Annotated in this window: 24 protein-coding genes; 9 read left to right on the top strand and 15 right to left on the bottom strand. The window is 68.7% G+C overall.

Annotated elements, in window-relative coordinates; genetic code table 11:
* Position 1 precedes the first annotated feature (1 nt).
* The 5 genes from ABZX37_RS19020 to ABZX37_RS19000 are packed head-to-tail and all read right to left on the bottom strand — an operon-like array spanning position 2 to position 4,558.
* Complete coding sequence (locus ABZX37_RS19020; RefSeq protein WP_354741114.1) at positions 2-409, bottom strand: OB-fold domain-containing protein; 408 nt, start codon at positions 407-409, stop codon at positions 2-4.
* The gene (locus ABZX37_RS19015) at positions 409-1,635 is read right to left on the bottom strand and encodes a thiolase family protein (RefSeq protein ID WP_354741112.1); all 1,227 of its coding nucleotides are present in this window, start codon (positions 1,633-1,635) and stop codon (positions 409-411) included. The genes ABZX37_RS19020 and ABZX37_RS19015 overlap by 1 nt, the downstream gene beginning before the upstream one ends.
* Positions 1,632-2,138, bottom strand: coding sequence for a MaoC/PaaZ C-terminal domain-containing protein (locus tag ABZX37_RS19010; protein WP_354741110.1), 507 nt, complete (start codon positions 2,136-2,138; stop codon positions 1,632-1,634). Before ABZX37_RS19010 ends, ABZX37_RS19015 begins: the two co-directional genes overlap by 4 nt.
* A gap of 30 nt (positions 2,139-2,168) precedes the next feature.
* Positions 2,169-3,320 carry an acyl-CoA dehydrogenase family protein gene (locus ABZX37_RS19005; protein WP_354741108.1) on the bottom strand — a complete coding sequence of 384 codons (1,152 nt, stop codon included), beginning with the start codon at positions 3,318-3,320 and terminating at the stop codon, positions 2,169-2,171.
* Positions 3,321-3,352: 32 nt separating this feature from the next.
* Positions 3,353-4,558 carry a CaiB/BaiF CoA-transferase family protein gene (locus ABZX37_RS19000; protein ID WP_354741106.1) on the bottom strand — a complete coding sequence of 402 codons (1,206 nt, stop codon included), beginning with the start codon at positions 4,556-4,558 and terminating at the stop codon, positions 3,353-3,355.
* Positions 4,559-4,735: 177 nt separating this feature from the next.
* Here ABZX37_RS19000 and ABZX37_RS18995 point away from each other — a divergent pair, with 177 nt between their 5' ends.
* Positions 4,736-6,082 carry an MFS transporter gene (locus tag ABZX37_RS18995; RefSeq protein ID WP_354741104.1) on the top strand — a complete coding sequence of 449 codons (1,347 nt, stop codon included), beginning with the start codon at positions 4,736-4,738 and terminating at the stop codon, positions 6,080-6,082.
* Positions 6,083-6,368: 286 nt separating this feature from the next.
* Here the strand turns inward: ABZX37_RS18995 and ABZX37_RS18990 are convergent, their stop codons facing one another.
* On the bottom strand, positions 6,369-6,779 hold the full coding sequence (locus tag ABZX37_RS18990) for a VOC family protein (protein ID WP_354741102.1): 411 nt from the start codon (positions 6,777-6,779) through the stop codon (positions 6,369-6,371).
* A gap of 47 nt (positions 6,780-6,826) precedes the next feature.
* Positions 6,827-7,591, bottom strand: a complete 765-nt coding sequence (locus tag ABZX37_RS18985; protein ID WP_354741100.1) for a helix-turn-helix domain-containing protein — start codon at positions 7,589-7,591, stop codon at positions 6,827-6,829.
* A gap of 1,113 nt (positions 7,592-8,704) precedes the next feature.
* Between ABZX37_RS18985 and ABZX37_RS18980 the strand changes: the two genes are divergently transcribed.
* Positions 8,705-9,211, top strand: a complete 507-nt coding sequence (locus tag ABZX37_RS18980; RefSeq protein WP_354741098.1) for a hypothetical protein — start codon at positions 8,705-8,707, stop codon at positions 9,209-9,211.
* A 52-nt stretch (positions 9,212-9,263) separates the two neighbouring features.
* Positions 9,264-10,394 carry an MAB_1171c family putative transporter gene (locus ABZX37_RS18975; protein WP_354741096.1) on the top strand — a complete coding sequence of 377 codons (1,131 nt, stop codon included), beginning with the start codon at positions 9,264-9,266 and terminating at the stop codon, positions 10,392-10,394.
* A 142-nt stretch (positions 10,395-10,536) separates the two neighbouring features.
* On the opposite strand, the gene ABZX37_RS18970 is transcribed toward ABZX37_RS18975, so the two are convergent.
* Entirely contained in the window at positions 10,537-11,718 is a 1,182-nt protein-coding gene (locus ABZX37_RS18970; RefSeq protein ID WP_354741094.1) for an amidohydrolase family protein, read from the bottom strand.
* A 259-nt stretch (positions 11,719-11,977) separates the two neighbouring features.
* Positions 11,978-13,201 carry an MFS transporter gene (locus ABZX37_RS18965; RefSeq protein ID WP_354741092.1) on the bottom strand — a complete coding sequence of 408 codons (1,224 nt, stop codon included), beginning with the start codon at positions 13,199-13,201 and terminating at the stop codon, positions 11,978-11,980.
* 125 nt (positions 13,202-13,326) lie between these two features.
* Here ABZX37_RS18965 and ABZX37_RS18960 point away from each other — a divergent pair, with 125 nt between their 5' ends.
* The 6 genes from ABZX37_RS18960 to ABZX37_RS18935 all read left to right on the top strand — a co-directional run bounded on the left by ABZX37_RS18960 (position 13,327) and on the right by ABZX37_RS18935 (position 19,220).
* A complete protein-coding gene (locus ABZX37_RS18960; protein WP_354741090.1) occupies positions 13,327-13,452 on the top strand; it encodes a hypothetical protein in 126 nt (41 codons plus the stop codon).
* A gap of 29 nt (positions 13,453-13,481) precedes the next feature.
* On the top strand, positions 13,482-15,062 hold the full coding sequence (locus tag ABZX37_RS18955) for an ABC transporter substrate-binding protein (protein ID WP_354741089.1): 1,581 nt from the start codon (positions 13,482-13,484) through the stop codon (positions 15,060-15,062).
* Entirely contained in the window at positions 15,059-16,009 is a 951-nt protein-coding gene (locus ABZX37_RS18950) for an ABC transporter permease (RefSeq protein ID WP_354741087.1), read from the top strand. Before ABZX37_RS18955 ends, ABZX37_RS18950 begins: the two co-directional genes overlap by 4 nt.
* On the top strand, positions 16,006-16,857 hold the full coding sequence (locus tag ABZX37_RS18945) for an ABC transporter permease (RefSeq protein ID WP_354741085.1): 852 nt from the start codon (positions 16,006-16,008) through the stop codon (positions 16,855-16,857). The genes ABZX37_RS18950 and ABZX37_RS18945 overlap by 4 nt, the downstream gene beginning before the upstream one ends.
* Positions 16,847-18,439 carry an ABC transporter ATP-binding protein gene (locus ABZX37_RS18940; RefSeq protein ID WP_354741083.1) on the top strand — a complete coding sequence of 531 codons (1,593 nt, stop codon included), beginning with the start codon at positions 16,847-16,849 and terminating at the stop codon, positions 18,437-18,439. The genes ABZX37_RS18945 and ABZX37_RS18940 overlap by 11 nt, the downstream gene beginning before the upstream one ends.
* 277 nt (positions 18,440-18,716) lie before the next feature.
* Entirely contained in the window at positions 18,717-19,220 is a 504-nt protein-coding gene (locus ABZX37_RS18935) for a MaoC family dehydratase (protein WP_354741081.1), read from the top strand.
* 63 nt (positions 19,221-19,283) lie between these two features.
* Here ABZX37_RS18935 and ABZX37_RS18930 read toward each other — a convergent pair whose 3' ends face one another.
* The 6 genes from ABZX37_RS18930 to ABZX37_RS18905 form a co-directional block, all read right to left on the bottom strand.
* The gene (locus ABZX37_RS18930; RefSeq protein ID WP_354741079.1) at positions 19,284-19,967 is read right to left on the bottom strand and encodes a TetR/AcrR family transcriptional regulator; all 684 of its coding nucleotides are present in this window, start codon (positions 19,965-19,967) and stop codon (positions 19,284-19,286) included.
* A 120-nt stretch (positions 19,968-20,087) separates the two neighbouring features.
* Complete coding sequence (locus ABZX37_RS18925; RefSeq protein ID WP_354741077.1) at positions 20,088-20,915, bottom strand: TIGR03619 family F420-dependent LLM class oxidoreductase; 828 nt, start codon at positions 20,913-20,915, stop codon at positions 20,088-20,090.
* A gap of 141 nt (positions 20,916-21,056) precedes the next feature.
* Positions 21,057-22,259, bottom strand: a complete 1,203-nt coding sequence (locus ABZX37_RS18920) for an NAD(P)/FAD-dependent oxidoreductase (protein ID WP_354741075.1) — start codon at positions 22,257-22,259, stop codon at positions 21,057-21,059.
* Between the two features lie 121 nt (positions 22,260-22,380).
* Positions 22,381-23,169, bottom strand: coding sequence for a methyltransferase domain-containing protein (locus ABZX37_RS18915; protein ID WP_354741073.1), 789 nt, complete (start codon positions 23,167-23,169; stop codon positions 22,381-22,383).
* Positions 23,170-23,291: 122 nt separating this feature from the next.
* On the bottom strand, positions 23,292-24,842 hold the full coding sequence (locus tag ABZX37_RS18910; RefSeq protein WP_354741071.1) for an AMP-binding protein: 1,551 nt from the start codon (positions 24,840-24,842) through the stop codon (positions 23,292-23,294).
* 56 nt (positions 24,843-24,898) lie between these two features.
* On the bottom strand, positions 24,899-25,669 hold the full coding sequence (locus ABZX37_RS18905; RefSeq protein WP_354741069.1) for an arylamine N-acetyltransferase: 771 nt from the start codon (positions 25,667-25,669) through the stop codon (positions 24,899-24,901).
* Positions 25,670-25,723 lie beyond the last annotated feature (54 nt).

The following is a 25,723-nucleotide window of genomic DNA, read 5'->3' as shown; positions in this document are numbered from 1 at the left end:
GTCATTCCTCCGTTGCCGGGGCGAACACCGGGAGCGTCTGCTCCCCGCGCCGCACGAAGCGGACCTCGACCGGCATACCGATCTCGATCCCGTCCGGTTCCGCTTCGATCTGGGTGAACAGCTGGTAACCCTCCGCCAGTTCGACGAACCCGACCGTGTAGGGCACGATCGCGGCCCACACCGGCGTCGGACCGCGCGTGATCGTGCTGTAGGACCACACCGTGCCGCGCCCCCGAGACTCTTCCCAGCTCAGCGATCGGGCGGAACAGTGCGGACAGTACGAATGCGCGGGCCACACGACCTCGCTGCACGAACCGCAGCGCTGGTAGGTGAGCCGTTCGTCGTCGAGCGCCGTCCAGTACGGTTCGGCGTCCGGCAGCCGGTAGGGCTGCGGCCAGTCCTCGCTCATCACGGCCTCCCAGCTTCGTTGCCGGACAACACCATCACACCCGCCGCGGCGAGCATCCCGCCCGCGCCCTGCACCAGCACCGTGCGCGGCTTCCGCTTCGGCGCCAGCCCGAGCGCGGTCCCGCGCAACTGCCGGACGGCCTCGACCAGACTGTCCATATTGCACGAGATCCCCGGCTGCCCGAAGGAAAGCCAGCCGCCGTTGGTGTCGGTCGGCAGGTCGCCGTCGATGCCGGTGCGGCCTTCGCGGTACACGTCGATGCCGTGGCCCTTCTTCGCGAAACCCAGGTCCTCCATGACGATCGGGCCCATGTGCGCGAAGTTCACCGACAGCTGCAGCATGTCCACATCGGACGGAGTGAGCCCGGACCGGGTGAACGCCTGGCGGGCGGCCTCGACCGTCGCGGTGTGCGTGAGGTTCGGGAACTCGCCGAGTCCGGCGAACCGGCCCGAGCGCATGTTCATCCGGTCGGTGAGGTACTCGTGCGTGGTCGCCGACCCGTAGCCCCGCACCCACACCGGATCGCGGGCTTCCTTCGCGCGCTCGGGCGAGGTGACCACCAGCGCCCCGCCGGTGCCGCCGCCCCAAGTGGAGCACATCCACCGGCGCAGCGGCGTGGCGACGTACGGCGAGGACAGCACCTTCTCGCGGTCGATCTCGCCGTGCTTGCGCTTCGCCGCGTGCGGATGCTGCGCGCCCCACCGCTGGTTGGCGATAGCGACGTCGGCGAGGTCTTCTTCGGTCATCCCGTATTCGTGGAAGTACCGGTGCGCGGCCTGCGCGTACAGCGACGGGATGGTCGGGCCGTAAGGCACCTCGTACTGCGGGTCTGAATCGGCTTCGGAGCCCATCGCCACAGCGTCCACGAACAGTTCGGTCGCGTCGCTCTGGACGCACAGCACGTACTCCGCCGCGCCCGCCGCAATCATCTGCGACGCCACCGCGATAGTCGACGTCAGCCCGGCGCCGTGCAGCGTGATCTCGCTGTTGAGCGTCACCGGCATCTGCAGGTGCGAGATGAAGATATTGCTCCACTGGGACCGTTTGTCCGCCCACGGCGAGCGCCCGGTGAACACCGCGTCCACCTGGTGCTTGCCGATCCCGGCGTCGGCCAGCGCGGCCATCGTCGCCTCGGTGGCCAGCTGCAGCGGGTCTTTCCGGTCGGCCTTCGACGCGTACGCGTCGCCCATCCCGACGATCGCGGCGACCGGTTCGCCGGCGCTCACTTCTTCTCCGGCTGCTTCTCCGTCGGCAGGGACGCCGCGAGCAGCGCTTCGAGGTCGTCGCGGCGGCGCAGCATCAGCAGGCTCCACTCGCTGCGCTGCACCACGTAGCCGTCCTGGTTGAGCGCCTTCATCAGAAAGGTGGTGACGCCGTACTTCTCGTCCTTTTCCTTCTTCGCGGTGACCTCGGCGGTCACGTAGATCGTGTCGTCGATCGCGACCGGCTTGAGGTAGCGCAGGTTGTCGATCCCGTAGTTCGCCTGGATCGACGGGCCGAACTGGATCAGCCCGGTCATGATCGAGTACGTCAGCGAGCCCTGGACCAGCCGCTTGCCGAACCGGGTCTGCTCCGCGTAGTGCTTGTTGGAGTGGATTTCGATCCAGTTGCCGGTGAGCGCGCAGTAGTTGACGACGTCGGCCTCGGTGATCGTCCGCCCGCCGGTGCGGAAGACCTGGCCGACCTCCAGTTCGTCGTAAGGCATGTCGATGCGGTTGTTGATCCCCATTGATCTTCTCTCCTCAGGAAAACGGGCGGGTCAGGCGGGCAGGCGCATCGACTTCGCGATGATCGTGCGCTGGATCTGCGAGGTGCCGCCGCCGATCGTCGACTGGATGCTTTCGCGCAGGTACCGCTCCATGTCGCCCTCGGGCAGGTTCGCGTAGCCGCCCAGGATCTGCATGCCGTCGAGCGCGCATTGCTTCAGGGTTTCCGAGCCGTACAGCTTGGCCATCGACGTCTCGCGCGCGGCCGGCAGGTTGTCCGCCTTCATCTGCGCCGCGCGGTAGCAGAGCAGCCGGGCGGCGTCGACGCGCGTCTGGTTCTCCGCCAGCATGTGCTTGAGCACCTGGAAATCGCGGATCGGCTTGCCGAACTGGGTGCGCTGGTGGGCGTAGCGGTTGGCGTTGCTGACCGCTTCCTGCGCGTTGCCGGTGTAGGCAGCGGCGACCGCGCAGCGTTCCAGCTCAAGGTGTTCGGTGATGATCTTCCAGCCCTGGCCGACCTCGCCGAGCAGCGCGTCTGCGGGCACCCGGACCTCGTCGAGGAAGATCTCGGTGGTGCCGGTGGCGTGCCGGGACAGCGTGGGCAGCTTGCGGATGTCCAGGCCCGGGGTGTCGTTCGGGATCAGCAGCACGGACAGGCCGTTGTGCTTGTCGTTCTTGTCGGTGCGGACCAGCATCGCGATGACGGTGTCCTTCGCCGCCGCACCGCTGCACCACAGCTTCGAGCCGCTGACGATCCAGTCGCCGTTCTCGTCCTGGCGCGCGTGGGTCTTGGTGTTGGCCGCGTCCGAACCTGCGTCCGGCTCGGAGATCGAGACGGAGAACCGGATCTCGCCGTCGATGAACGGCTTGACGTAGCGGGCTTTCTGCTCCGCGGTGCCGTACTTGGTGATGTTCATCGCGGTGAACGTGGGCACCAGCACCGAGCAGGCGAAGTCGAAGCCGAACTTGCCGAGCCCCTCGGCCATCAGGGAGTAGTCGAAGATGTCCCCGCCGGAGCCGCCCTCGGACTCCGGGATCAGGATGCCGAGCCAGCCCTGCTTCGCGATCTTGTCATACGCCTCGTACGGGTACTGCCGTTCGAAATCGCAGTTCCGGACATACTCGACGGTGATTTCGTTGTCCATGAAGTCGTTGACGGTCTTCAGCCACTCCGACTGCGATTCATTGAGGAAATTCGCGCACATTTTCTCGTACTCCCATCGCGGTTTCCATCAGGTTAATGCGGCCGAACCGGAAAGCCAATTGACGATTCCCGAAGGCGGGATTCGGGTTTTCCGAACCCGGCACGCAGGGCCGCGGCCTCCGCAGCGGAAAAGCCCCAGTCGGCCAGCGCCTCGTCCGCGTGCTCCCCCGGCGCGGCCGGCGGCCGCTGGATCGCTCCCGGCGTGCGGCTGAACCGCGGCGCGGGCGCGGGCTGCACGACGCCGTCGACCTCGACGAACGTGCCGCGCGCCCGCAGATGCGGATGGTGCGGAGCCTCCGCCATCGACAGCACCGGCGCGAGGCACACGTCCTGCCCTTCGGCGAGCGCGCACCACTCGTCACGCGTCTTCGTCCGGAACACCTCGGCGAAGCGCTCTTTCATTTCCGGCCACCGCTGCCGGTCGTGCTGACCGGGAAGTTCGTCCTCGGCGAGCCCGAGCATCCGCAGGGTGCTGCGCCAGAAACGGGTCTCATTCGCGGCGAGGCTGATCCAACCGCCGTCCTTGGTCTCGTAGACCTGGTACCAGGGCGCGCCGGAATCGAGCCGGTTCGTGCCGCGCTCGTCGGCCCAGTAGCCCGCCGCCCGGAAGCCGTAGAAGGCGGTCATCAGCGACGCCGAACCGTCCACCATGGCCGCGTCCACCACCTGCCCCTCGCCTGAACTGCGGCTTTCCAGCAGTGCGGACACCACGCCGAGAGCCAGGTACAGCGACCCGCCGCCGAAGTCGCCGGTCAGGTTCAGCGGGATGACGGGCGGACCTCCCGCCTCGCCGATCGAGTGCACGACGCCGGTCAGGGACACGTAGTTGACGTCGTGGCCCGCGGTTGTGGCGAGCGGCCCGTCCTGTCCCCAGCCGGTCATCCGGCCGTAGACCAGCGCCGGGTTCGCCGCCAGGCACTCGTCCGGCCCGAGTCCCAGCTTCTCCGCGACGCCCGGACGGAACCCCTCGACCAGCACGTCCGCCCGCTCGACCATCCGCAGCACCGCGGCGACCGCGTCCGGGTTCTTGAGATTCAGCGGCACGCCCCGGCGGCCCCGGTGCATCAGGTCGAAGCGCGGTTCGATCGGCGCGCCGCCGTCGTAGCCGGGCGGGCGTTCGATGCGCAGCACCTCGGCGCCGAGATCGGCCAGCAGCATGCAGGCGAACGGCGTCGGCCCGACCCCGCCGAGTTCGACGATCCGCACGCCCTTGAGCGGTCCGGAGTGCGTGTCTTCCATCCTCGCGACGCTACGCGCGCGCGGGGCGGAAACCTATTTCGCAAACCCGAAGCCGCGCTTCGGGAACTCCGAATTGATTACCCCGAACGGCCTGCATACGCTACGGCGACCCCGCTCGGGGCTCTATTTTGATCACATTTCCCGGTCCGCCGCACCCCATTCGGAGAGGGGCGTTCAATGACGACGCCGAAATCCCCGTCCGCACCGGAACCCGCCGCCCGCGCCCGCTCCGGCCGCCGCGCCGTCGTGGCGAGCATGGTCGGCACCACCGTCGAGTACTACGACTTCCTGGTCTACGGGGTCGCCGCCTCGCTGGTCTTCGGAAAACTGTTCTTCCCGCAGGTCGACCCGGCCGCCGGGGTCCTGCTGTCGCTGTCGACGTTCGCGATCGCCTTCGTGATGCGCCCGATCGGCGCCGCGATCTTCGGCAACCTCGGCGACCGCGTCGGCCGCAAACGCGTCCTGTTCCTGACCATGATGCTGATGGGCGTGGGCACCTTCGCGATCGGCCTGCTGCCGACCTACCACACGATCGGCATCCTCGCGCCGATCCTGCTCGTGCTCTGCCGGTTGATCCAAGGACTCGCCCTCGGCGGCGAACAGGCCGGCGGCTTCGTGATGAGCGTGGAAAGCTCCGGCGACAAACGCCGCGGCCTGGCCGGCGCCTTCGTCAACTCCGGCGCCGGCTGGGGCTTGCTGCTCGCGAACCTGCTGTTCCTGGTGCTGAATGAACTCCCCGGCGACGCCTTCCTCACCTGGGGTTGGCGCATCCCGTTCCTGCTGAGCGCGGTGCTGGTCCTGGTCGGCCTGTACATCCGGGCCAAGCTCGACGAGAGCCCCGAGTTCGTCCGCGTGGAAAACGCCCAGGCGGTGAAACGGGTCCCGCTCGCGGACGCGATCAAGCGCGGCTGGCGTCCGATGATCCTGGTGATGCTCTGCTGCCTAGGTACGCACGTCAATTTCTATGTGGTGACGGTGTATTCGCTGACCTACGGCACTTCGGTGCTGCACCAGCCGAAGACCACGCTGCTGTCGATGCTGCTCATCGTGACCGCGATGTACATGGTCAGCACGCCGCTGTTCGGCCTGCTCGCCGACCGGTTCGGCCGCAAACAGGTCTTCGTCGTGTCCGCGATCGCCTTGGTGCTGACGCCGTTCGCGTTCTACCCGCTGCTGGGCAGCGGCAGCTACCTGCCGATGGTGGCCGGTTTCGTACTGCTGTTCCTGGCAGTCAGCGCGAACTCCGCCGCCGAGCCGACGTTCTTCGCGCTCGCTTTCCCACCGTCCATCCGGTACAGCGGGCTGGCCGTGTCCTACGGCCTGGGCGCGGTGCTCGGCGGCTCGTTCGCCCCGCTGATCTCGGCAGCCCTGTTCAAATCAAGCGGAAGCTGGACCACGGTCGCGATCTACAACGGCGGCGCGGCGTTGATTTCCGTTGTGGCTGGGTTGTTGCTGCGGGAACTTCCCCGGCTGAGCACGAAAACGTCAACGGCACAGTCCGATTCCGCTCCGCAGGCGGTTTGACAGGCACCCCGGACCGGAAGGAAAGCGATCGACGCGGGCGGAAAAGACCCAGTCAACAGGGCCTATGCGCACAGCCATCGCTGGATGCGTCTCAGCACCGCAGTCGCGAGCGCAGGAATTACAGCATTCTACTATGAGATATTTACCGGGCATGCGACGCTGCGGATTATGTGCGACGTTCCTTATCGGGAAGCGGTGAGTGCACCGGCTAGCGGAGTACGACTGCGGCCAAAACGCCGCAAATGGTGTCTGACCAGCGACAATACTGCTGGTCAGACACCTGCCTTCATTCCGGCGTACCGGGCATCGCCGAGGCGTCGAAGGAGAGCAGTTCCCAGCTGTGGCCGTCCGGGTCGTCCACCGCGCGGTTGTAGAGCCAGCCCATGTCCTGCGGCGGGCGAGGCTCGGACCCGCCCGCTTTGACGGCGGCGTCGGCCAGCCGGTCGACCTCCTCCTTCGACTCGGCGGGCAAGGCGAGGATCGACTCGATCGCGCCGGAGGCGACCGGCCGCGAAGTGAACTGGCTGAACTGCTCGTGCGTCATGAGCTGCACGGTCACCGCCTCGCCGAGGACGACCTGCGCGGAGGTCTCGTCGGTGAACTGCGGGTTGAGCTCGCCGCCCAGCGCGGTGTAGAACGCCGTGCTCGCGGCCAGGTCGGTGACCGGCAGGTTGACATAGATCTGGGTGAAAGCCACTGGTGCTCCTAAGTTCCGGCAGCCGGTCGTTCCGGCTGACTGAGAACCTAGGGCGCGACGTCGGCGTCGGTCTTGTACAGGAGCGACACCATCTCGCCGGCGTCGGGCCGCCGCAGCTGGGTCGCCGTCCGGCCGACGAACCGGGTCAGCGACCGCGCCAGGTGCGGCTGGTCGTGATACCCGACCAGATGCACGACGTCGGTCGCGGCCACGCCCTGGCGCAGCAGCATCGTGGCCCGTCGCGCCCGCTCGATCTGCCGGATCATGCCCTGCGTCAAGCCCGTGGCCGCGGCGACCCGGCGCTGCACCGAACGAGGGGTGACCAGCACCGGCCGCTCCCCGGCGAGGACGTCGGCCACCAGCGGGTCGCGCACCAGCAATCCCGCCCGGACCAGGCGGTCCACGAAGGTCTCCGCGTTTTCGTAGGTGGGGATCTCCCACTCAGTGTTCTGCAGCACGAACGAGCGCGGAGTCGTGTACGGGCTCGACACGGTGCCGTCCACAAGGCCGCCCACGGGCAGATTCCGCAGAAAAGCGCCGTGCCGGAAGATCACGCCGAAGGCGCTGCCCAGCCCGCCGCCCAGCGGAACCACGGTGGGCCGCGTCTCGGGACCGCGGACCGACACGGCGGTCACCCCGGCCGACGCCCACACCAGCAGCTCCCAGTTCGAGTTCACGACCGACACCATGCGCTCCGGCACGAACCCGCCGCGCCCGCTGTCCGGCCCCACCCGGTACACGCCCTCGATGTAGGGCGAGTCCGACACCCGGTACTCCAGCCCTGGAATTCCCTCAACCCGGTCGAGCGACACGTCCGGCATCGTAGCGGTCAACGCCCGACGAGTCCCGCAAGAAGAACGAGCCGACGAACAAGTACCCCAGCATGCCCCGGCTGGTCATCTCCACCGGATGCGACTCCCCTGGCGCCGACACTCCAGACGGAATCCTCCTCGCAAGCGCGAGCAGGATCTGACCGCGGCCGAGACGTTGAGCACCGACCGCGCCGCACGGCAGGCCAGGCGTATTCCGTGACGCACAAGCAGGAGGAAAACGGAATACTCACCCATGCGCCATTGAAGATCCGCAAATCGTTAAAACTTGACAACATTCCTCCGATCTCCGCCTGAACCAGTGCCCGATGGCAACAGGGATAGCAACACCGGGCAAATAGCAGCGAACCGCCGCGCGCGAACCTTCGGGAACAGAAGTAATTGTTCTGCCTCGCCCACCTTTGGCGTATACCTGGCGCCCTTCAGGTAAACCGGAAGCGACGCAGCCGACAGGTATTCGACAGGGATCGATGCGCTGCTGAGCGAGACCTTTCACCCATTTGCGCTTGACATCAAGGAGCACAACAGACTAAGCGCGTCTTTCACTGACGAGATCCGGAGTCGCGGCCAACGATCTCGGCAAGAGTCAAGCGTGCTCAGGAAGGTGTGGCGAACCACTCCTCGAATTCCTTCTCTGGACCGAGAGGGAATTCGGAGTAATGACCACCCAAGGTCCTTGACACGCCTCGCCGCCGATCGCGAAAATGAGCCAGGGGGTGTCGCAGTGGAATTTGCTCAGCCGCTAGCGCGGCGGGTTCTTGGCAGCAGGTCTTGTTGCGTCATATGGCGCAAAGGAGGTCGCAAGGACGCCGGGCGTGCAGACGACCGCCGCGTTGCGCTCCTCGGTTTCTGCTCGTTTCTCGTCTCCGCAAGCGCAGCTCACCAGATCGGACCAGGCAGAGAAGGCGGCTCCGGTCGCAGGCGCGACGCGGGCTTGGGCTTTGCCCCTGTTGCCAGGCAGACGGGTCAGGAGCACGGCGACGAGACGGCACGGCCGCGAATCCTTGCGCGAGAGCCGCGAAAAAGGCAATGGGGGCTGCGGGCTTGCTGAACCGAAGACGATTGGGCGCGGTGTGCCGGCGGATGATTCGGGAGATGGGACTCGAACAACCTCTGGACCTCGACCAGATGCGCACCCAGCTCTCGCTGCGCTGCGGGATGGCCATCGAACTGCGGGCAGAGCACGGCCTGCTCGGAGCCAAGGCTTACGGCTACACCGCCAAGAATCGCGAGACCGGTCAGATCGTCGTCGGCTACGAGGCTCGGATCGGGCGGCTGCACCGGAATCTGGTCATTTTGCACGAGTTCGCCCACATCATGCTCGGCCATCCGGGGCACGCGATCGATCACTCCTACCGCGCGGATCCGGCCAGCGAGTTCAGCGAGATCTCCCTCAGCATGGTCAACCGGGTACTGGGCTCCGGGTCGCCCGCGAAACTCCCGGCGGCATCGCGTGCGCGTCGGGTCCGGCGGTCGTTGTACGACGATCCGTTCGAATGGGAGGCCGAGACCATGGCGACGATCATGCTGGGCTGGACCAGCCACGGCATTGTCACCGACCCGCTCCGCGGCCCCTTCGAGGACGCTCTCGGCTGCACCTGACTCGTGGTCCGCGTATTCCTTCGCCATACTTCCCGGTCAGGAGCACCGAGGCATGATCACGCAGCTCTGCGTTTTGGTGGGGATGGTACTCGCGGCTCTCCCTCGCCTGTACACGTCTGTTCTCGGCGGCCGCCGCTGCCGATCACGGCTGATCCTCGGCGTCGGACTGCTGATGCTCGCGGCCGGGCAGTTGTTCAGCATCCCGCCGATCACCCATCGCATCGACCTCGCTTTCGCGGGCGGCGCCGGCAAAGTCGCCTACAACGTCGCTTCCAGCACCGGACTGTTCTTGCTGGTCTATTTTTTCTGGCGCGCCGACGGCCCTGCTCGACGGTCGCGGTTTCCCTTGATGCACAGCGGCTTTTTCGTGGTCGCGGCAGGAGCCTTCGTAGGGCTGATGATCGCCACCCCGGAGGCGTTGCGGCAGCACACGCTGCAGTCGCCGTTCATGCATGTGCCGCAGATAGTGTCGTTCTACCTCGTGGGCAACGTCTTTTTCGTCTACTCCTACATCGTCGCGGGGTGGCGAACGTGGCGGTATCTGAGCACCAGGAAGACCGCGGTCACCTCTCTCCTGCGGCTGTCCTTACGAATCGTGCTGGTCGCGACCGTCGGGTTGGCGCTCACCTCCATCATTCGCTTGACGAGCGTGTTGTACCGGAGCCTGGGAGCCTCGTCCCTCGATCTTCTGGAATGGGTCAACTGGCAACTGAGCAACATCGCGTTCCTCCTGATGGCCGTGGGGCTGTCCCTGTTGGCGGCGGCGGACATCGCCGGCGCGATCCGGACACTGCGGCATCGAGGACAGCAGTACCGCGACATGTCCACCCTGTGGGGAGAGATGCAGCGCGCTTTTCCGGAGATCGAACTGGAATGGCGGCGGCCGGCGGAACGATTCCGCCGGCGGTGCATCGAATGCCTGGACGGTCTGGCACGCCTCAGCCCCCACATCGCCACTTCCGCCGGCAGCACTGACCTTCAACGGCTCTCCGTGCCCGATCTGGCTGAACACGTGTGGGCCGCGCTGCACCGCAAGCCGGAACTCGATGCCCTGGTCGCGGGGAGAAATCCAGTCGAGCTCGCCATCGGGAAAGACGTCGATCCCCTCACCGAAGTCGCCGCTCAACTCGCGCAGCTCTCCCTCGCGTTGCGTGCCCGCCAGAAAGAACAGGCGGCGGCATGAGGGCCCGGAGAAAGGGAAAAGCCGCGTTGTTCGCCGGAAGCTTGGGCGACCGGCGTGATCCCAGCCGGCGCGGCGATCGCTCGGGGGACGGCCGAACGCGGCGCGGGCAGCCCTCGTTCAGCCAGGAGCGGGGCGGACTCGCTCATGGCCGGTACACCCGCCCGCAGGCCATGACGAGCACCGGCGCGGCGAGGGATCCCGGCTCGGCGAGCGGATCGCCGTCGACCAGCAGCACGTCGGCGGCCAGACCGGCCGCGAGCCGGCCGGTCACGGCGGCCAGCCCGAGCACGTCCGCGGCCCGGGCGGTCGACGCCTCGATCGTCTCGGCCATGCTGAAGCCCCAGTCCGCCCACAGAGCGAGGCTGCGGGGCAGGGTGTCGAACGGGACCAGACCGGCGTCGGTGCCGAGAACAATGCCGACGCCCTGGCCGGCCATCCAGCGCATCCGGCCCATCAGCTCGTGCGCGCGTTCGTCGCCCGCCCACTCGGCGAGGAGGCGCCAGCGCCCGGGGTCGGCAGTGCAGGCCACGACGCCGTGCTCGGCCATCGCGGCGGCGACTTCTGTGCGGTGGTCCGAGGTGTCGAGCCCGGTCATCCAGGTAGCGTGCTCGACGGTGGCCACTCCGGCGACGACGGCGTCGGCGATGCTGTCGGCACCGTGGGCGTGCACCGCCACCGGCAACCCGTGCCGAGCCGCCTCGTCGACCACGATCCGCAAGTCCGCAGCGTCGAACTGGCGTTCCCACATCGACGCGCCGCCCGGGGTGCTCGCTCCGCCCGAGGCCATCACCTTGATCCAGTCGACACCGGCATCGGCGCGCGTTCGGACCGCCCGCCGAAGTGCCGCCTCGTCACCGGCCGCGACCTGTCCGCCGAGAAACCAGCAGTGGCCCCGCGGCGTCGTCAGCGGAGAGCCGGCCACGCGCAGCCGGGGCCCGTCGAGGCGCCCGGCGGCGATCGCGTTCCGCACCCGGACGGCCAGATCTCCGAACCCGCCCAGATCGCGGGCCGTCGTCACGCCAGCGTCGAGCAGCGCGCGGGCGTGGCCCGCCATCGTCAGGACCAGATCGCGCTCGTCGGTGTCGGACTCCGCGTCGAGCGAGGAACCGGGAGAGAAGCACAGGTGGACGTGCATGTCGATCAGCCCCGGCAGGAGCGTGCCGCCAGGATGGTGCACGTGCTCGCCGATGTCGGCGGCGTGCTCCAGTTCGGTCAGCGGCCCAACCGCTGTGATCGTGGTGCCGTCGACGAGCACCGCGCCGCCAGGAATCCGTTCGCCGGCGGGACCGATCAGGAGCTGGCCGGCTGAGAGAAGCGTCCTCACCAGCCCCACCTGCCACGATCTCCCCCGGCGCGGCCGACCAGGCTTCGCGAATGGCCCGCTTCTCGGTGGGAGCGGCCTTCGCGACGCCGTGCATGGCGGTGTTCTCGCAGGCGGTCCGCCGACTCCCGGTTCCAGGAGGTCCGGACTGCTGGATGCTCGGCTCCGAATTCGTCGCGGGGACGGGGAAACTCGCGCGTGCGGGCTGAGCCGGAGCTGGACGACGACGGGACTGGACGGGCGGGCCGACGCCTGGCCGGGTTCACCGTGCGACGACCTTCTCCGAAGCAGCGCCGCCGGCCGGGCGTTTCGCAGCGGGATAGCGACGTACGGACAGCGCCATCACGGTGATGGTGATCAGGCCGACTGTGCATGCGACCACCAGGACGCCGACACCGCCGAAGGCGTCGACCGTGCCGCCCCCGATCGCCCCGGCGAGCGCGATTCCCGCGTAGATTCCGCTGGTGTTCAGCGCCACTGCCTCGGTGGCGGCGTCGCCGCCCATGTGCATGGCGCGGGCGTTCATCGGCGGATTGTTGGCCCATCCGGGCACCCCCCACAGCACGAACGCGATGCCGACCAGCCACACCGGAGCCGCCCCGTGCCCGAGGACGCCGATCAGCATCAGCACCAGGGCGGCCGCGGCTACCCCGCCGAACGCGGCCAGCAGCGTGCGGTCCACGCCCCAATGGTCGGTCAATCGTCCGCCCAGCACCGTGCCCGCCGCGCCGGAGACGCCCACGATCGCGATGAAGACGCCCACGTACTGACTGCCGATGGCAGTGAAATCGTGAACGATGGGGGCCATGTAGATGTAGGGCATCAACCCGCCGACGGCCGCGAGCGTCGTGCCGAGCACGCACAGCAGCACCGGGGGCTGACGCAGCAGACGCAGCCGCTCGGCCACCCCGGCCACCTGGGTCTGCGGGATCCGGGGCAACGTCAGCGCCGTGATCGCGATCGCCACGCACGTGAACGCCCCCACCGCGAGGAAGGTGGCTTCCCACCCCGCCAAGCCGCTCAGCCACGAGCCGAAGGGCACTCCGACGACCAGCGACAGGGTCAGCCCGGCGGCCACGGTCCCGATCGCCCTGCCGGTGCGTTCCGGGGCGGCCAGCCGGCCCGCGACCGCGAAGGCGGCCGGCGAGAGCGTGGCGGCCACCAGCGCGGCCAGCACCCGAAGGATCATCAGCATCCCGAACGAAGAAGCCAGCGCCGTGCCGAAGTTGACCACCGCGAACACCGCGAGCCCGCCCACGATCAGCGCTTTGCGCGGCACCCGCCTGGTAGCCACCGCGAGGACGGGGCAGGCGACCGCGTAAACGATCGAGAACACAGTCACCAGCTGGCCGGCGGTACCCGCGCTCACTTCCAGATCGCCCGAAATTCTCGGGAGAATCCCCGCGATGATGAAGTCGTCGGTGCCGATGACAAAGGTCGTCAAAAGGAGACCGACCAGCCACCCCGAGCCATGCCGGGTCGACATTCGCATTCCAGTTATGCCTCTCGGTTCTACGGCGACAGCGCTCGCCCGATGTCAGCTTCGGCAGCAACCGTGCCACTGAGTGGCATAAGGCGTCAAGTGGCGAATTTCGCGGTACGCTTCCGCCCATGGACGACCCGAACCGCGGGACCCGCGCGGCCCAGGATCGCCGGCTTGGTGATCCGTTGCTGCTGCGGGAACGCATGAAACCGCGTGCGCGTCATGCGTTCCCGGACCCGGCGCCGGAACTGTGAGGCGGCTAAGAAAGCCGGCGACTGCGCTGATGGCCGCGGCCGCGCTGGCAGCGCTGTCGGCCTGCGGCGCCGGTTCCGCAGGCGCCGGAGGAGACCGGCTGGTTTTCGGCACCGGGCAGCTCCCGCAATGCCTGGACCCGCAAGTCAGCCCCCAGGACATCGTGGCCACGATCGACCGGAACATCTTCGACTCGTTGGTGGTGCTCACCGCTGACGGGCGTTTCGAGCCGTGGCTGGCGACCGGCTGGAACATCTCGCCGGACGGGCTGCTTTACACGTTCCGGCTCCGCGAGGGCGTGCGGTTCCACGACGGCACCTCGCTCGACGCCGCCGCGGTGGCGGCGACTCTCGACCACGCTGTCTCCCCGGACACGAAATCGCAGTACGCCGCGAGCCTGATCGACGCTTACGATCGCTCGGAGGTGATCAGCCCGACCGAGATCGGGATCCGCCTCAAGCGCCGCAGCGCGCCTTTCCTGGAGGCGTTGAGCACCGCCTATCTCGGCATCCAGTCGCCCACGTCCTTGCGGGTGAACAAGGGATCGCTGTGCGGCAAGCCGGTCGGCTCCGGCCCGTTCTCCTTCCGCAGCTGGGAAAAGAACAGTGCGATCGAACTCGACCGCAACTCCGCGTACGGCTGGGCGCCCGCCAACGCACGGCACAACGGCCCGGCGCTCATCCCCGGCATCACCATTCGGCTGATCTCGGAAAACGCTTCTCGCTTCGGCGCGCTCACCAGCGGCCAAGCCGACATCATCGATCAGGTCCCGCCCGCGAACATCCCCTCGCTCAAGCGATTCGACACCCTGCGGCACGTCCGCACCCAGTCCCCCGGGTTCGTCTCGGCCGTGGTGTTCAACACCGTCCGCGGCACTCTCGCCGACGAGCGGGTGCGCAAGGCGATGCTGCGCGCGATCGACGTCGGCTCCCTCGTCCGCTCTGTCTACTTCGGACAGTTCGACCGGGCGTGGAGCCCGCTGAGCCCCACTACCCCGGGCTACGACCGCGGCGTCGAGGGCTCGTGGCCGTACGAGCCGGCCGAGGCGAACCGGTTGCTCGACGACGCGGGCTGGACCGGCCGCGACGCCGAGGGCTACCGCACCAAGAACGGCCGCAGGCTGACGCTGCGCTGGTCCTACGCCGCCACCTACCAGTCCGGGATGATCACCACCGCGCAAGGCGTCCAGGCCGAAGTCAAGAAGGTCGGCATCGCGCTGGACTGCACGGCCGAGGACACCGGCACGTTCGGCAGGCTGCTGGACGCCGGCGCGATCGACATGTTCGCCACCAGCTTCAACCGCGCCGACCCGGACATTCTCAACTTCTTCCTCCAGGGCGGGAAGACCCGCGCCGCGGGCGGCGGCAACTTCTTCGCCCAGTCCTACCCGGAACTCGACCGCTGGCTGGCGGCCGGGAACGTCGAGCTGGACCCCGCGGCCAGGGCGGACGCCTACGCCATGGCCCAGCGATTCGTGCTCGACCACGCGCTGGTGCTGCCGTTGTCGGTGCCCGCCGCCCTGGTCGGATACGCGCGGCGGGTGCACGGCCTGACCGCCGATCCGGTGGGCTTCCCGCTGTTCTACGACGTGCGGCTGGAGGACCGGACATGAGCGGAAGGGGCCTTCGGGCAGTGTTGCGGCGGACGGGTTTCACCCTGTTCGTGATCTGGGGAGCGGCCACCGCGGCCTTTCTGGCACTGCACTTGATGCCGGGCGATCCGGTGATCACGCTGCTCGGCGACATGCTGCCGCCCGCCGCCCGCGTGGAGCAGATTCGCCACGAGCTCGGTCTCGACCAGCCGCTGCCGGTGCAGTACCTGGACTATCTCGGGAGGCTGGCGCACGGCGACCTCGGCCGGTCCTATCAGCTGGAGGCGCCGGTCGTCGCGGTGCTCGCCGGCCAGATCGGTCCCACCGCGGCGTTGACGCTGGGCGCTTTCGGCCTCGCGATCGCGTTGTCGGTGCCGCTGGCGCTGGCCACCGCCGGCAGGCGACCCCTGCTGCGGCGGATCGCCACGACCCTCGAACTGGTCGCTGTCTCCACTCCCGCCTTCTGGGTCGGTGCACTGCTGCTGAGCATGCTGTCCTTCCGGTTGCACTGGTTTCCCGTCGCGGGCAACAGCGGGATACCCGGGCTGGTACTGCCCACCGTGACGCTCGCCATCGGCCTCGCCGGCGTGTTTTCCCCAGTACTGCGCGACGGCGTCGAACGGGCGTTGCTCGAGCCGTTCGTACTCAGTTCCCGAGCCAGGGGGACCTCCGAGGTCGGAGTACGGGTGCGGCACGCCCTGCGGCACGCGGCGATTCCCCTGATCACCCTCTCCGGGTGGACCATCGGCACGCTCTTGTCCGGCGCGGTGGTCGTGGAGACCGTTTTCACCAGGCAGGGCATCGGCCGCGTGCTCGCCACCGCGATCTCCGCGCGGGACATGCCGATGGTGACCGGCATCGTGGTGATTGCCGCCGCGGTGTTCGCTGTGCTGAACCTGATCGTCGACGTGCTGTACCGGGCCGTCGACCACCGCTTGGCGACGAGAAGCGAAGGAGCGTCGCGATGACCGCGACGCCGAAATCGCTCGCCGCCGATTGGCGCCGTGCCCGGTTCGCGTTGTGGCCCGCCTACCTGGTGCTGATCCTGGTCGGCCTGGCGGCAGTGTGGCCGTCGCTGCTGGCCACCCATCCGCCGGACGCCGTCGACCTGGGCAGTCCCGTTTCAGGGCCTAGTGCCGAGCACCTGTTCGGCACTGACGTCCTCGGCCGCGACACGTTCAGCCGGGTCGTCTACGGCGCTCGCTGGTCGGTGGTCATCGGCCTCGGCGCGACGCTGGGGGCCTTGTCCGCCGGCGCGGTGCTCGGCGTTCTCGTCGCGACCGGCCCGCGTTGGCTGGACGAGATTCTCGGCCGGGTGACCGACATCCTGCTTGCCTTCCCCGGGCTCCTGCTGGCCCTCCTCGTGGTCGCGGTTCTCGGCCCGGGCACGCTCAACGCGACCATCGCCATCGGCTGTTCCACCGCGCCGGGTTTCATCCGGCTCGCCCGCGGCCAGGCGCTGGCGGTGCGCGAGTCGGGGTACGTGCGTTCGGCGGTGGTGCTCGGCCGCACGCCCGCGCGCATCTCCGTCTCGCATGTGCTGCCCAACGCGCTGCCTCCGCTGCTGGTGTTCGCGACCGTTACCGCGGGCACGTCGATTGTTTCCGGCTCCACGCTGAGCTTTTTGGGTCTGGGGCCGAAGGTTCCCGTTCCCGAGTGGGGCGCGATGCTCGCGGACGGACGGGAATTCGCGGACACCGCGTGGGCGCTCGCGGTGTTTCCCGGCCTCGCCGTCACCGCAACGGTCGTCGCGGTCAATGTCGTGGGTGCCGACCTTCGCCGCCGCTTCGAAGGGAGGCTCCTCGATGGGAGCTGAGCCGCTGCTGGCCGTGGAAGACCTTCGCGTCGATTTCCGTACTCGGACCGGCACGGTCCAAGCCGTCCGCGGCGTCGGATTCGCCCTGGCGGCCGGGCGCTGCCTGGCGATCGTCGGCGAGTCGGGATCGGGCAAGAGCGCCACCGCTCGCGCGCTGCTCGGCCTTGCCGGTCCGGGAGCGCGCGTCACCGCCAGCCGGATGGAGCTGGCGGGCGTCGACCTGCGTTCGCTGCGCGAAGAGGACTGGCGCACAGTGCGCGGGGGCCGGATCGGCCTGGTCGCGCAGGACGCGCTGGTCTCGCTCGACCCGCTGCGCACGGTCGGCGCCGAGATCTCCGAAGCGCTGCGCAACCACTCGCGCCGGGACGCCCCGACTCCGGTGGACCTGCTGGAACGGGTGCACGTGCCAGAGCCGCGAGAACGGGCGCGCCAACGACCGCACGAGCTGTCCGGCGGCCTGCGGCAGCGCGCGCTCATCGCGAGCGGGCTCGCGGGCGATCCCGCCGTGCTCGTCGCCGACGAGCCGACCACCGCCCTCGACGTCACGGTGCAGGCCAGAGTGCTCGCGTTGCTGGCGGAGGAACGGGACCGGGGCATGGCACTCCTTCTGATCACCCACGACCTTTCGCTGGTGTCGTCCTTCGCCGACGACGTCATCGTCATGCGCGCCGGCCAGGTCGTGGAGAGCGGCCCCGTGCCGCAGGTCTTGGCCCAGCCTGAGCACACGTACACCAAGACGCTGCTCGCCGCCGTCCCCGGCACCGAGCCCAAGGACCCGCCCCCCGCACGCGAATACGTCGAGTTGCTGCGGGCCGACGGCGTGACGTACCGCCACCGTTCGGCCGACCTGGCGGCGCGGCGCGGCGTGTTCGATGTTTCGCTCGCACTGGCGGCAGGCGAAGTCCTGGGCGTCGTGGGCGAGTCAGGCTCGGGCAAAAGCACCCTGGCATCGCTGTTGCTCGGGCTCGAAACACCGCAGCGGGGCGAAATCACCCTCGGCGGACAGCCGTGGTCACGGACGTCCGAGCGAGCGCGACGGTCGCTGCGCGGCCGGGTTCAGCTGGTGCAGCAGGATCCTCTCGGTTCGTTCGATCCCCGCCACCGCGTGGAACGGATCATCCGCGACGCACTGCCCGCGGGATCCCGCCACGACCGCGCTGACCGGATCGGCGAATTGCTGGCCCAGGTCGGCCTGCCCGGCGAACTTCGCGCCCGGCGCCCGCGCCAGCTCTCCGGCGGGCAACGGCAGCGGGTCGCCATCGCCCGCGCGCTGGCCCCCGGCCCGGAGGTGATCGTGTGCGACGAGCCAGTGTCCGCACTGGACGTGTCAGTACAGGCGAAGGTCTTGTCGCTGTTCCTCGATCTCCAGCGCAGGCTCGGGGTTTCGCTGGTATTCATCTCGCACGACCTCGGCGTCATCCGCGAGGTCGCCGATCGCGTGCTGGTGCTTCGCGACGGCAGAGTGGTGGAACAGGGGCCGACCGAGCGGGTTTTCGCCGAGCCCGAGCACGAGTACACCAAGGCGCTGCTCGCGGCCGTTCCCCGCGCGGGCAGCCGGCTTGTCGGCGGCACAACCAGATGACTGCCGACCGGAGTCCTTCCGAAACCTGGCGCGCGGAGGAGGCACCACGCCGCGCGCCGCGATCGCTGCGCCGACGGCGCACCGGGCCGGATTTCCTCGCCACCGCTGGAAAACCTCCTTGAGACGCACCCGAATCCGGGGCGCAGCGCCGAATAGCCAGCGCCTCGGCTTTCTTTTCCTGACACGACGCGACGAACCCGAGAGCCACTGCCGGTGCCGTCACCGGTCTCGTGCCCTGGCCGGCGGGGAGCTAGCGAAACATTCGGAAGGCGGGAAGATGCAGTTCGGTCGATACTTCGAGGAGTTCGAAGTCGGTGCGACCTACAAGCACTGGCCGGGCAAGACGATCACCGAGTACGACAACCAGCAGTTCTGCCTGCTCACGATGAACCACCACCCGCTGCACCTCGACGCGCACTACGCCGAGGGCACCCAGCAGGGACGCATCGTCGTCGTCGGCAACTACGTGTACGCGCTGCTGCTCGGAATGTCCGTGGCCGACCTCTCCGGCAAGGCGATCGCCAACCTGGAGGTGGAGTCCCTGCGCCACGTGGCCCCGACGTTCTCCGGCGACACGATCTACGGCGAGTCGACGGTCCTGGACAAGCGCGAGTCCTCGTCGAAGAAGGACCGCGGCGTCGTCCGAATCGACACGGTCGGCTACAAGCAGGACGGCACCGTGGTGTGCGTCTACCGCCGCAAGATCCTGGTGCCCAAGCATCCCGGCCACGGGAACGAAGAGCTTGAACAGCGCCGCCGACCGGTGCCGCGCCGCGACTGACCTTCGAGGCCTCGCACCCAGAGGAGACCGGACGGACGGGGTTCTCGCGCTCCTGGCGGCGGTTCAGCGCGGACGCGCGGGCAGCGCGAGACTTTCCGGCACAGCCGCGCAGGCGTCCTGAAGCGCGTCGGCAAGCCCCTCGGGACCGGGCTCGGAAGCGTCGGCGACCCAAAGCTGCAGGGCAAGGTGGAAGGCCGCGGCCAGCAGGTCGACGGCCAGGCGTGAACGCAGACCGTCCGGGTCCGGGTGCGCGGGCAGGTCGAACCTGCGGCGCATAACGGTGACGATGTCCGCGTTCGTCCGGTCGCAGAAGGCCAGGCCGTGCGCCTCCATCGACGGGGTCCGCGCGGTCAGCCTGCGGCTGAGCCGCAGGCGCTCGGCCCAGCCGTCCTCGCCAACACGGCCGATCGCCGTGCGCAGCACGCCCTCCAGCAGTTCGAAGACCGGGCCGCCCGTGGGCTCCACGGCTTCCAGCTCTTCCATGAAGGCGGCCCACAAGTCGTGCAGAGGCGCCAGCGCCACCTCTTCCTTGCTGCTGAAGGTGCGGAAGAACGTGCGCTTCGAGACGTCGACGGCATCGCACAGTTCGTCCAGCGTGACGCCGCCGAAGCCGTGCTCGGTGAAGAGTTCCAGCGCGGCATCGACGAGCGCCTGACGCGTGCGCAGCTTCTTGCGCTCCCGCAGCGGCAGTCGATCACCGGTCCGGCGATCGCGGGTTACGGTAGTTCCGCCCTCGGGGTCCTTCATGAGCAGGAGCTTACCCGGCTTACGCTCCTCGATGCCTTATGCCGCTCGTAGGCGTTATCCGGAGCGGCGACCGTCCTACCGGGACTGAGTGGCTCACGGACACCGAAGCCTTGCTTCGTTTCAGAGGTACTGCGCGCAGTCGTCCAGCACTCGCAGCACCTCGGCCTCGCCCTCAGACGGCAGACGCAGCACGACCTCCTCGACTCCCAAGTCGCGGTAGTACGCGAGTTTCTCTGCCGAGGGCTGGACCGCGTACGGAACCACCTCGGGCTCCTTCTCGCGCCCTTCCAGCTCCCACGCCTTTCTCAGCGCGGGAATCGCCTGCGCCAAGTCGTCGCGCCCGTCGTTCGGCAGCCAGCCGTCGGCGTACTGGGCGACGGCGGCGAAGAGCTTGGGCCCCGCCACCCCTCCGAGCAGGGTCCGCGGCGCTCCCCGCATCGGCTTCGGGTGGGCGTGGCTGGCCCGCACGGACCCGAACTCGCCCTCGTACGCCGTGGGTTCGCTCGCCCACAGCGCTCGCATGAGCGCCATGCGATCGCGCACCAGCTCCCGCCGCGACGACCACTCGACACCGTGATCGGCCGCCTCCTCGACGATCCAGCCGTAGCCGACGCCGAGCGTAAGGCGGCCGCCGGAGAGGAAGTCGAGCGTGGCGACTTGTTTGGCGAGGTCGACGGGGTCGTGCTGAGCGACGAGCGTGATCCCGGTGCCCAGCGCGAGCCGATCGGTGACAACGGCCGCCTGGGCAAGCGCCGCGAACGCGTCGAGTGTGCGCCCGAACTCGCGCGGCAAGGGATCCGTCATCGAGGACGGCATCGTGATGCCTACCGGAATATGGGTGTGCTCAGGCAGGTAGAGCCCGGCGAAGCCGCGCTCCTCCAACGCGCGTCCCAGCCGGTCCGGCCGGATCGTTTCGTCGGTCAGGAAGATCATGGTTGCAACGCGCATCTGCTACGCGACCTCCGGGGTTCGGCGTTCAGGCGTGCTTGGCCAGACTGGTGCGTCTCGGCCGGGAATGCTCCCGGCCCGGGTTTCGGGCCGGGGCCGAGCGGGAGCCGCCGCGACGACGTCGCGAGCCGGGCGGTGTTCTCAATTTCGGCTGCCGGCGACGACCCGCTCGTAGCAGGATCGGACCTCTGGCTGCCCGCTCGCCATGAGCCGTGCGATCCCGGCGTACATGCTGTCGCCCGCCCGGTCTCGGTCCCCCTGCGACGTGGCGTGCGGAAGACGCATCTGGTACCGCTGAAAGTCGCTGACGAACGGGCACCGCAACGCTTCGTAGGACGCCAACGGCGCGATCTGCTCGCCCTCCTCGGCCCTGATCAGCCGATCCGCCAGCACCAGCGCGTCCTGGACCGCCATGTTCAGGCCCTGCGCTCCGATCGCGTGCACCCCGTGTGCACTGTCGCCGAGCAAAGCCAGACCGCCGCGCGACCACACTTCCGGCTGCACCACATGGTGGTAGGCCACGAAGACCTGGTCCCAGTCGGTCAAGCCGTCGAGCCACCCGGCCAGATCCGGCCGGAAAGCCGAGATCCGCGCGCGCAGCGCGGCCGCTCCCGCCGATCGGACCTGCTCGAACTCCGCTGGATCGGGGGCCCACTGCACGGCCAGCTGCCCGTTGGCGACCGGCAGCACGCCCAGCCACGAGCCGTCCGCGGCGTGGTGTATGTCCACCCGTTCGGGCCAGCCGGGCGGCTGAGGCTGAATGACGAACACCGCGGGCCGGTCGAAGCGGAACACGTCGGCGCCGATGCCGGCCAGCGTGCGCATCGCCGAGAACTTCCCGTCGCTGCAGATCAGATACCGGCACGTCATCGTCCGCTCTTGGCGCGCGTCCGCCAGCTCGAGGCGATAGCCGCCGTCGGCGGTCTCGGCAAGGCCGCGCACCGAGGTGCTCGGCAGGACGGCAGCGGTCGGCTCCTCCTCCAGCGCGTCATGCAGCAGGCCGGTCAACGTCGGCAGCGGGGTGCTCATGATGTAGGGATGGCGGCCCCAGATGTCCGAGGAATAGTCCATAGCGCGCTGTTCGCCGGCGGCGGTGTGTTCGACTACTTCGCGCACGGGCTGACCGACCCGGGCCAGTTCGCCGAGGAAGCCGAGTTCGTCGAACAGCTCCAGGCTCGGCGGCGCCAGGAACGGCGATATTTTCGCCATTCGCGTATCTCGGATCTCGTGCTTGTCGATCACCGACACTCGCCATCCGCGCCGGGCGAGCAACAGCGCGAGCAGCAACCCCGCCGGTCCCCCTCCGACTATGCCGCAGTCGACGTGCCCGTCGTTCTCGTTCACCCGAGATCCTTCCCGATCCGTTTGCGTCGCTCCGATATGCCGTATCGAGTGCCGCGGCGGTTTCCTGCCTTGCGCGCATTCCCGATCCCGCCGCCGGAAACGCGAGGCGCCCGCTCACGCGTCACGCGTTCTCCAGGCGGTGTCCGACGACGAACAGCATGCGAGTGGCGAACCGAGTCGTCCCGTCCGCGCGGCGCGGGTATTCCCGCCGCAGCTCCGAAGCGAACTCGGCGCGAAACTCCTCCCACTGTTCGTCGTCGAGCTTGGCGCGAATCGGCCGCAACGGCGCCGCCTCGAGGTCGTGGAGCAAGGTGTCTTCCCCGTGCAGGCACCGCCAGTGCCGGGACTGCCATACATCGGGCCGGAAACCCTGCTGCTCCAGCAGGCTGTAATACACGTCCGGCGGGCGCATGACCTCCCCCAGCCGCAGCACGCAGTCCGAGACCAGCTCGCGCCAGTGCGGGCGATCCGCCACCTCTTCCATCAGCGCGTGAATCCCGTCGCCCGCGTCGTCCGGCGAGCACATGCCGAACCAGGAGCCGCCGGGAAGGTCGTTCAGCCAGGAAGCGATGAGCTGAGGGTGCTCCGGCACCCAGTGGATAGCCGTGTGGCACAGCACGACGTCGGTCTCCGCGGACGGACGCCATTCCCGCATATCGCCCAGTTCGGCCCGCACACCGTGCTGACGTGCCTTCGCCACCATCGTCGCGGAGCTGTCGATTCCGGTGACGACCGCCAGGGGCCACCGCTGAGACAGAGCCGCGGTGAGGTCTCCGGGACCGCACCCCAGGTCGACCACCTGGCGCGGGTCGCGAGCGTCGACCCGCGAGGCAAGGTCTTCGAATGCTCTGCTCTGCACGTCGGAGTACCGCAGGTACTTCTCGGTGTTCCAGATGACTTCGCTGCTCACAGGATCCTCGTTCCACGATGAGGGGGACAACCACGATCGGCGGCCGGACCTTGCCTGCCGCTGAACTGCGCGCCCACGCTTGGCGGCAGGGAGACGGCGGGGTGCCGAAGCACCTCTCGGGGTCACGTTCCGCCGGCGGCAGAACCAGTTCGGGACGGCCGCGGCATTCGAGCGGATCGCAAGGCGGACCGGCGAACCTTGCCCGCGTCGTCGCGCAGCGGGAGTTCGGAAAGCTCGAACGTACGCGGCACCTTGTAGGGAGCCAGGCGTTCGCGGACGTGCGCGTCGAGAGCTTCGTCCCGCACGAAGCGCACCGTGTGCACGATCGCGTGGACCCGGTTGCCCAGATCGTCGTCCGGCAGCCCGATGACGGCCGCCGACTCCACCGCCGGATGCGCTTCCAGGGCCGCTTCGACCTCTGCCGGATACACGTTGGCCCCGCCGACCAAGATCATGTCGGTACGCCGGTCGGCGAGGTAGAGATAGCCCTCCGCGTCAAACCGTCCCATGTCGCCGAGCGATTCCCATCCGTCCCGCGACCGCGGCACGGCGCCGAGGTACCGATAGGTGCGCCTCCCCCGGGGCGGACGCATCCACACCTCGCCGATCTCCCCGGGTCCGAGCGGGCGAAAACCCTCGTCCGCCACCACGATCTCGCCGGAGACCACGCGGCCGACCGAGCCGGGATGATCCAGCCAGTCCTCGCCGTCGATGGCAGTCACCGCGGTCGCCTCGGTCCCGGAATAGTGCTCCAGCACCACATTCGGCCGCACCCAGTTCAGCCATCCGCGCTTCACATGCTCCGGGCACGGCGCGCCCACGTGGAACACCGTCCGGACGCTGGACAGGTCCGCCGCCGCGCGGGTCTCGGCGGGCAGCCGCAGGATCCGCCCCATCAGGGCAGGCACCAGGTAGACCCAGGTGGTCCTGTGCCGCGCGATGTGCGCCAGCACGTCGGCCGGGTCGAAACGCGGCATCACGACCACGTGGCCCGCATTGATCAGCGCGACCAGGGAAAAAGCGAAGGGCGCGTTGTGATAAAGCGGCGCGGTCACCAGAAAAGTGGAGGCGGGATCGATGCGGAGGGAACGAGCCCGCGGCAGCACGGCCTCGACCGTTCCCGCGTCCCCGGCCAAGATGATCTTGGGGCGGCCGGTGCTGCCGCCGGAGGTGGGTGCTTTCCAGCTCGGCGGGACGATCGGCGGCAGCGGCTCGTCCGGCAGCGAAGGATCCGGCTGGAATCCCCCGGGCAGGCTCGGTCTGCCGTCCGGGCTGGGCAGTCCCACCACGACCGACGGGTCCGCGGTCTCGATCACCGCTGCCAGCTCGGCGGCGGGCAAGCGCGCGGACACCGGCTGCGGGATCGCTCCGAGTTTCCACGCGGCGACAGTGGCGACGTAGAACTCGATCCCGTTGGGCAATCCGATGGTCACCAGGTCGCCCGCGGCCACTCCCGTCTCGGCCAGCGCCCGGGCGTAGCGGTTGCTCGCCCGAGCCAGACCGGCACGGCTGAGCGTAGTGTCTCCGCAGGTCACCGCCGGGGCGTCGGGGGATTCCGCGGCCAGCCGGTCCAGTGCGGCGCCGAGTGGCACCCCCTCCCCCGCGAACCGGTCGCCGAGCGAACCGCGGGGCTCGGAGCGGCCGTCCGAAGCGGATTCGTCCGGAAGTGGCATTTGCCTCGCACCTTTCGAGAGTCTGCTGCTGGTGACGGGTATCGCTCCAGGCGGCATCACGGTGGCGGGATCGGCGGCAGTCGATCGAGGGCGATGGCGAAGTGCTCCCAATACGCCTGTCGTATTTCGGAATCGCCGTTGAGCTGACGTTTCTCCTGGTTCGCCCCCTCCGTTCGAGTCAGCACGTCGCCCCGCAACGTGATCCGCCCGTTTTCGGTCAGGCGAGTGCAGAACAAGCTTTTCCGGAACGGGGAGTCGGGAGAGCTCTCGTACCACCACAGCAGCGGCCGGAAGTCCTCGACGGTTCTGGGCGTGTTCTCGATCCGGAGCGTCGGCGTCCCGTTCCGCATCAGGTCGAGGTCCCCGTTCGGCCCCGAGACGAACTCGAAGACGCCGTTCGGGTCTCGTTGCCGGAGCCCGGTGTCCAGTCGCAGCGGATACCGGGCCCCGTGCTTGCCGAAGCCGACGTCGGCCAGCCAGGGGCTCGGGGTGTCCACCCGGACGACCGTGTGAGCGAGGGCGAAACTCGGGCCGTCTTCGCGGAAAACCTTGCCGCCCAGCAAGGTCACCGGGAAGTCCAGCGCCCGCAGCAGACTGGGAAATGCCGTCCCGTTGAGCTCTCGGCACGTTCCGCCCCGGCCGCGGCGGACGACCTTGTCCAGTGCGTGCGGGCCGAGCCGGATGGGTTCGCCGAGGTGGTAGTCGATGTTCTCGAAGGGGATCGTCATCAGGTGCCGCTCGTGCAACTCCCGGAGGAACGCCGCACTCGGACCGCGTTCCGAGACGCCGATCCGGTCCAGATAGGCCTGAACCAGGTGATCGTCCACTTTGGTGCTCGCCTCTCGTTCGTACGGGCGGCAGGCCCGGTCCCCCGTCGCCCG

The sequence above is a fragment of the Amycolatopsis sp. NPDC004079 genome (assembly GCF_040610415.1).
GTDB classification, from domain to species: domain Bacteria; phylum Actinomycetota; class Actinomycetes; order Mycobacteriales; family Pseudonocardiaceae; genus Amycolatopsis; species Amycolatopsis halotolerans.
This window is presented reverse-complemented; position numbering and strand designations above follow the sequence as displayed.

Coding starts and splice junctions, on each gene's coding strand:
- ABZX37_RS19020 (WP_354741114.1), bottom strand. CDS start 409: ATGAGCGAGGACTGGCCGCAGCCCTACCGGCTGCCGGACGCCGAACCG.
- ABZX37_RS19010 (WP_354741110.1), bottom strand. CDS start 2,138: ATGGGGATCAACAACCGCATCGACATGCCTTACGACGAACTGGAGGTC.
- ABZX37_RS19005 (WP_354741108.1), bottom strand. CDS start 3,320: ATGTGCGCGAATTTCCTCAATGAATCGCAGTCGGAGTGGCTGAAGACC.
- ABZX37_RS19000 (WP_354741106.1), bottom strand. CDS start 4,558: ATGGAAGACACGCACTCCGGACCGCTCAAGGGCGTGCGGATCGTCGAA.
- ABZX37_RS18995 (WP_354741104.1), top strand. CDS start 4,736: ATGACGACGCCGAAATCCCCGTCCGCACCGGAACCCGCCGCCCGCGCC.
- ABZX37_RS18980 (WP_354741098.1), top strand. CDS start 8,705: ATGGGACTCGAACAACCTCTGGACCTCGACCAGATGCGCACCCAGCTC.
- ABZX37_RS18975 (WP_354741096.1), top strand. CDS start 9,264: ATGATCACGCAGCTCTGCGTTTTGGTGGGGATGGTACTCGCGGCTCTC.
- ABZX37_RS18965 (WP_354741092.1), bottom strand. CDS start 13,201: ATGTCGACCCGGCATGGCTCGGGGTGGCTGGTCGGTCTCCTTTTGACG.
- ABZX37_RS18960 (WP_354741090.1), top strand. CDS start 13,327: ATGGACGACCCGAACCGCGGGACCCGCGCGGCCCAGGATCGCCGGCTT.
- ABZX37_RS18955 (WP_354741089.1), top strand. CDS start 13,482: ATGGCCGCGGCCGCGCTGGCAGCGCTGTCGGCCTGCGGCGCCGGTTCC.
- ABZX37_RS18950 (WP_354741087.1), top strand. CDS start 15,059: ATGAGCGGAAGGGGCCTTCGGGCAGTGTTGCGGCGGACGGGTTTCACC.
- ABZX37_RS18945 (WP_354741085.1), top strand. CDS start 16,006: ATGACCGCGACGCCGAAATCGCTCGCCGCCGATTGGCGCCGTGCCCGG.
- ABZX37_RS18940 (WP_354741083.1), top strand. CDS start 16,847: ATGGGAGCTGAGCCGCTGCTGGCCGTGGAAGACCTTCGCGTCGATTTC.
- ABZX37_RS18935 (WP_354741081.1), top strand. CDS start 18,717: ATGCAGTTCGGTCGATACTTCGAGGAGTTCGAAGTCGGTGCGACCTAC.
- ABZX37_RS18930 (WP_354741079.1), bottom strand. CDS start 19,967: ATGAAGGACCCCGAGGGCGGAACTACCGTAACCCGCGATCGCCGGACC.
- ABZX37_RS18925 (WP_354741077.1), bottom strand. CDS start 20,915: ATGCGCGTTGCAACCATGATCTTCCTGACCGACGAAACGATCCGGCCG.
- ABZX37_RS18910 (WP_354741071.1), bottom strand. CDS start 24,842: ATGCCACTTCCGGACGAATCCGCTTCGGACGGCCGCTCCGAGCCCCGC.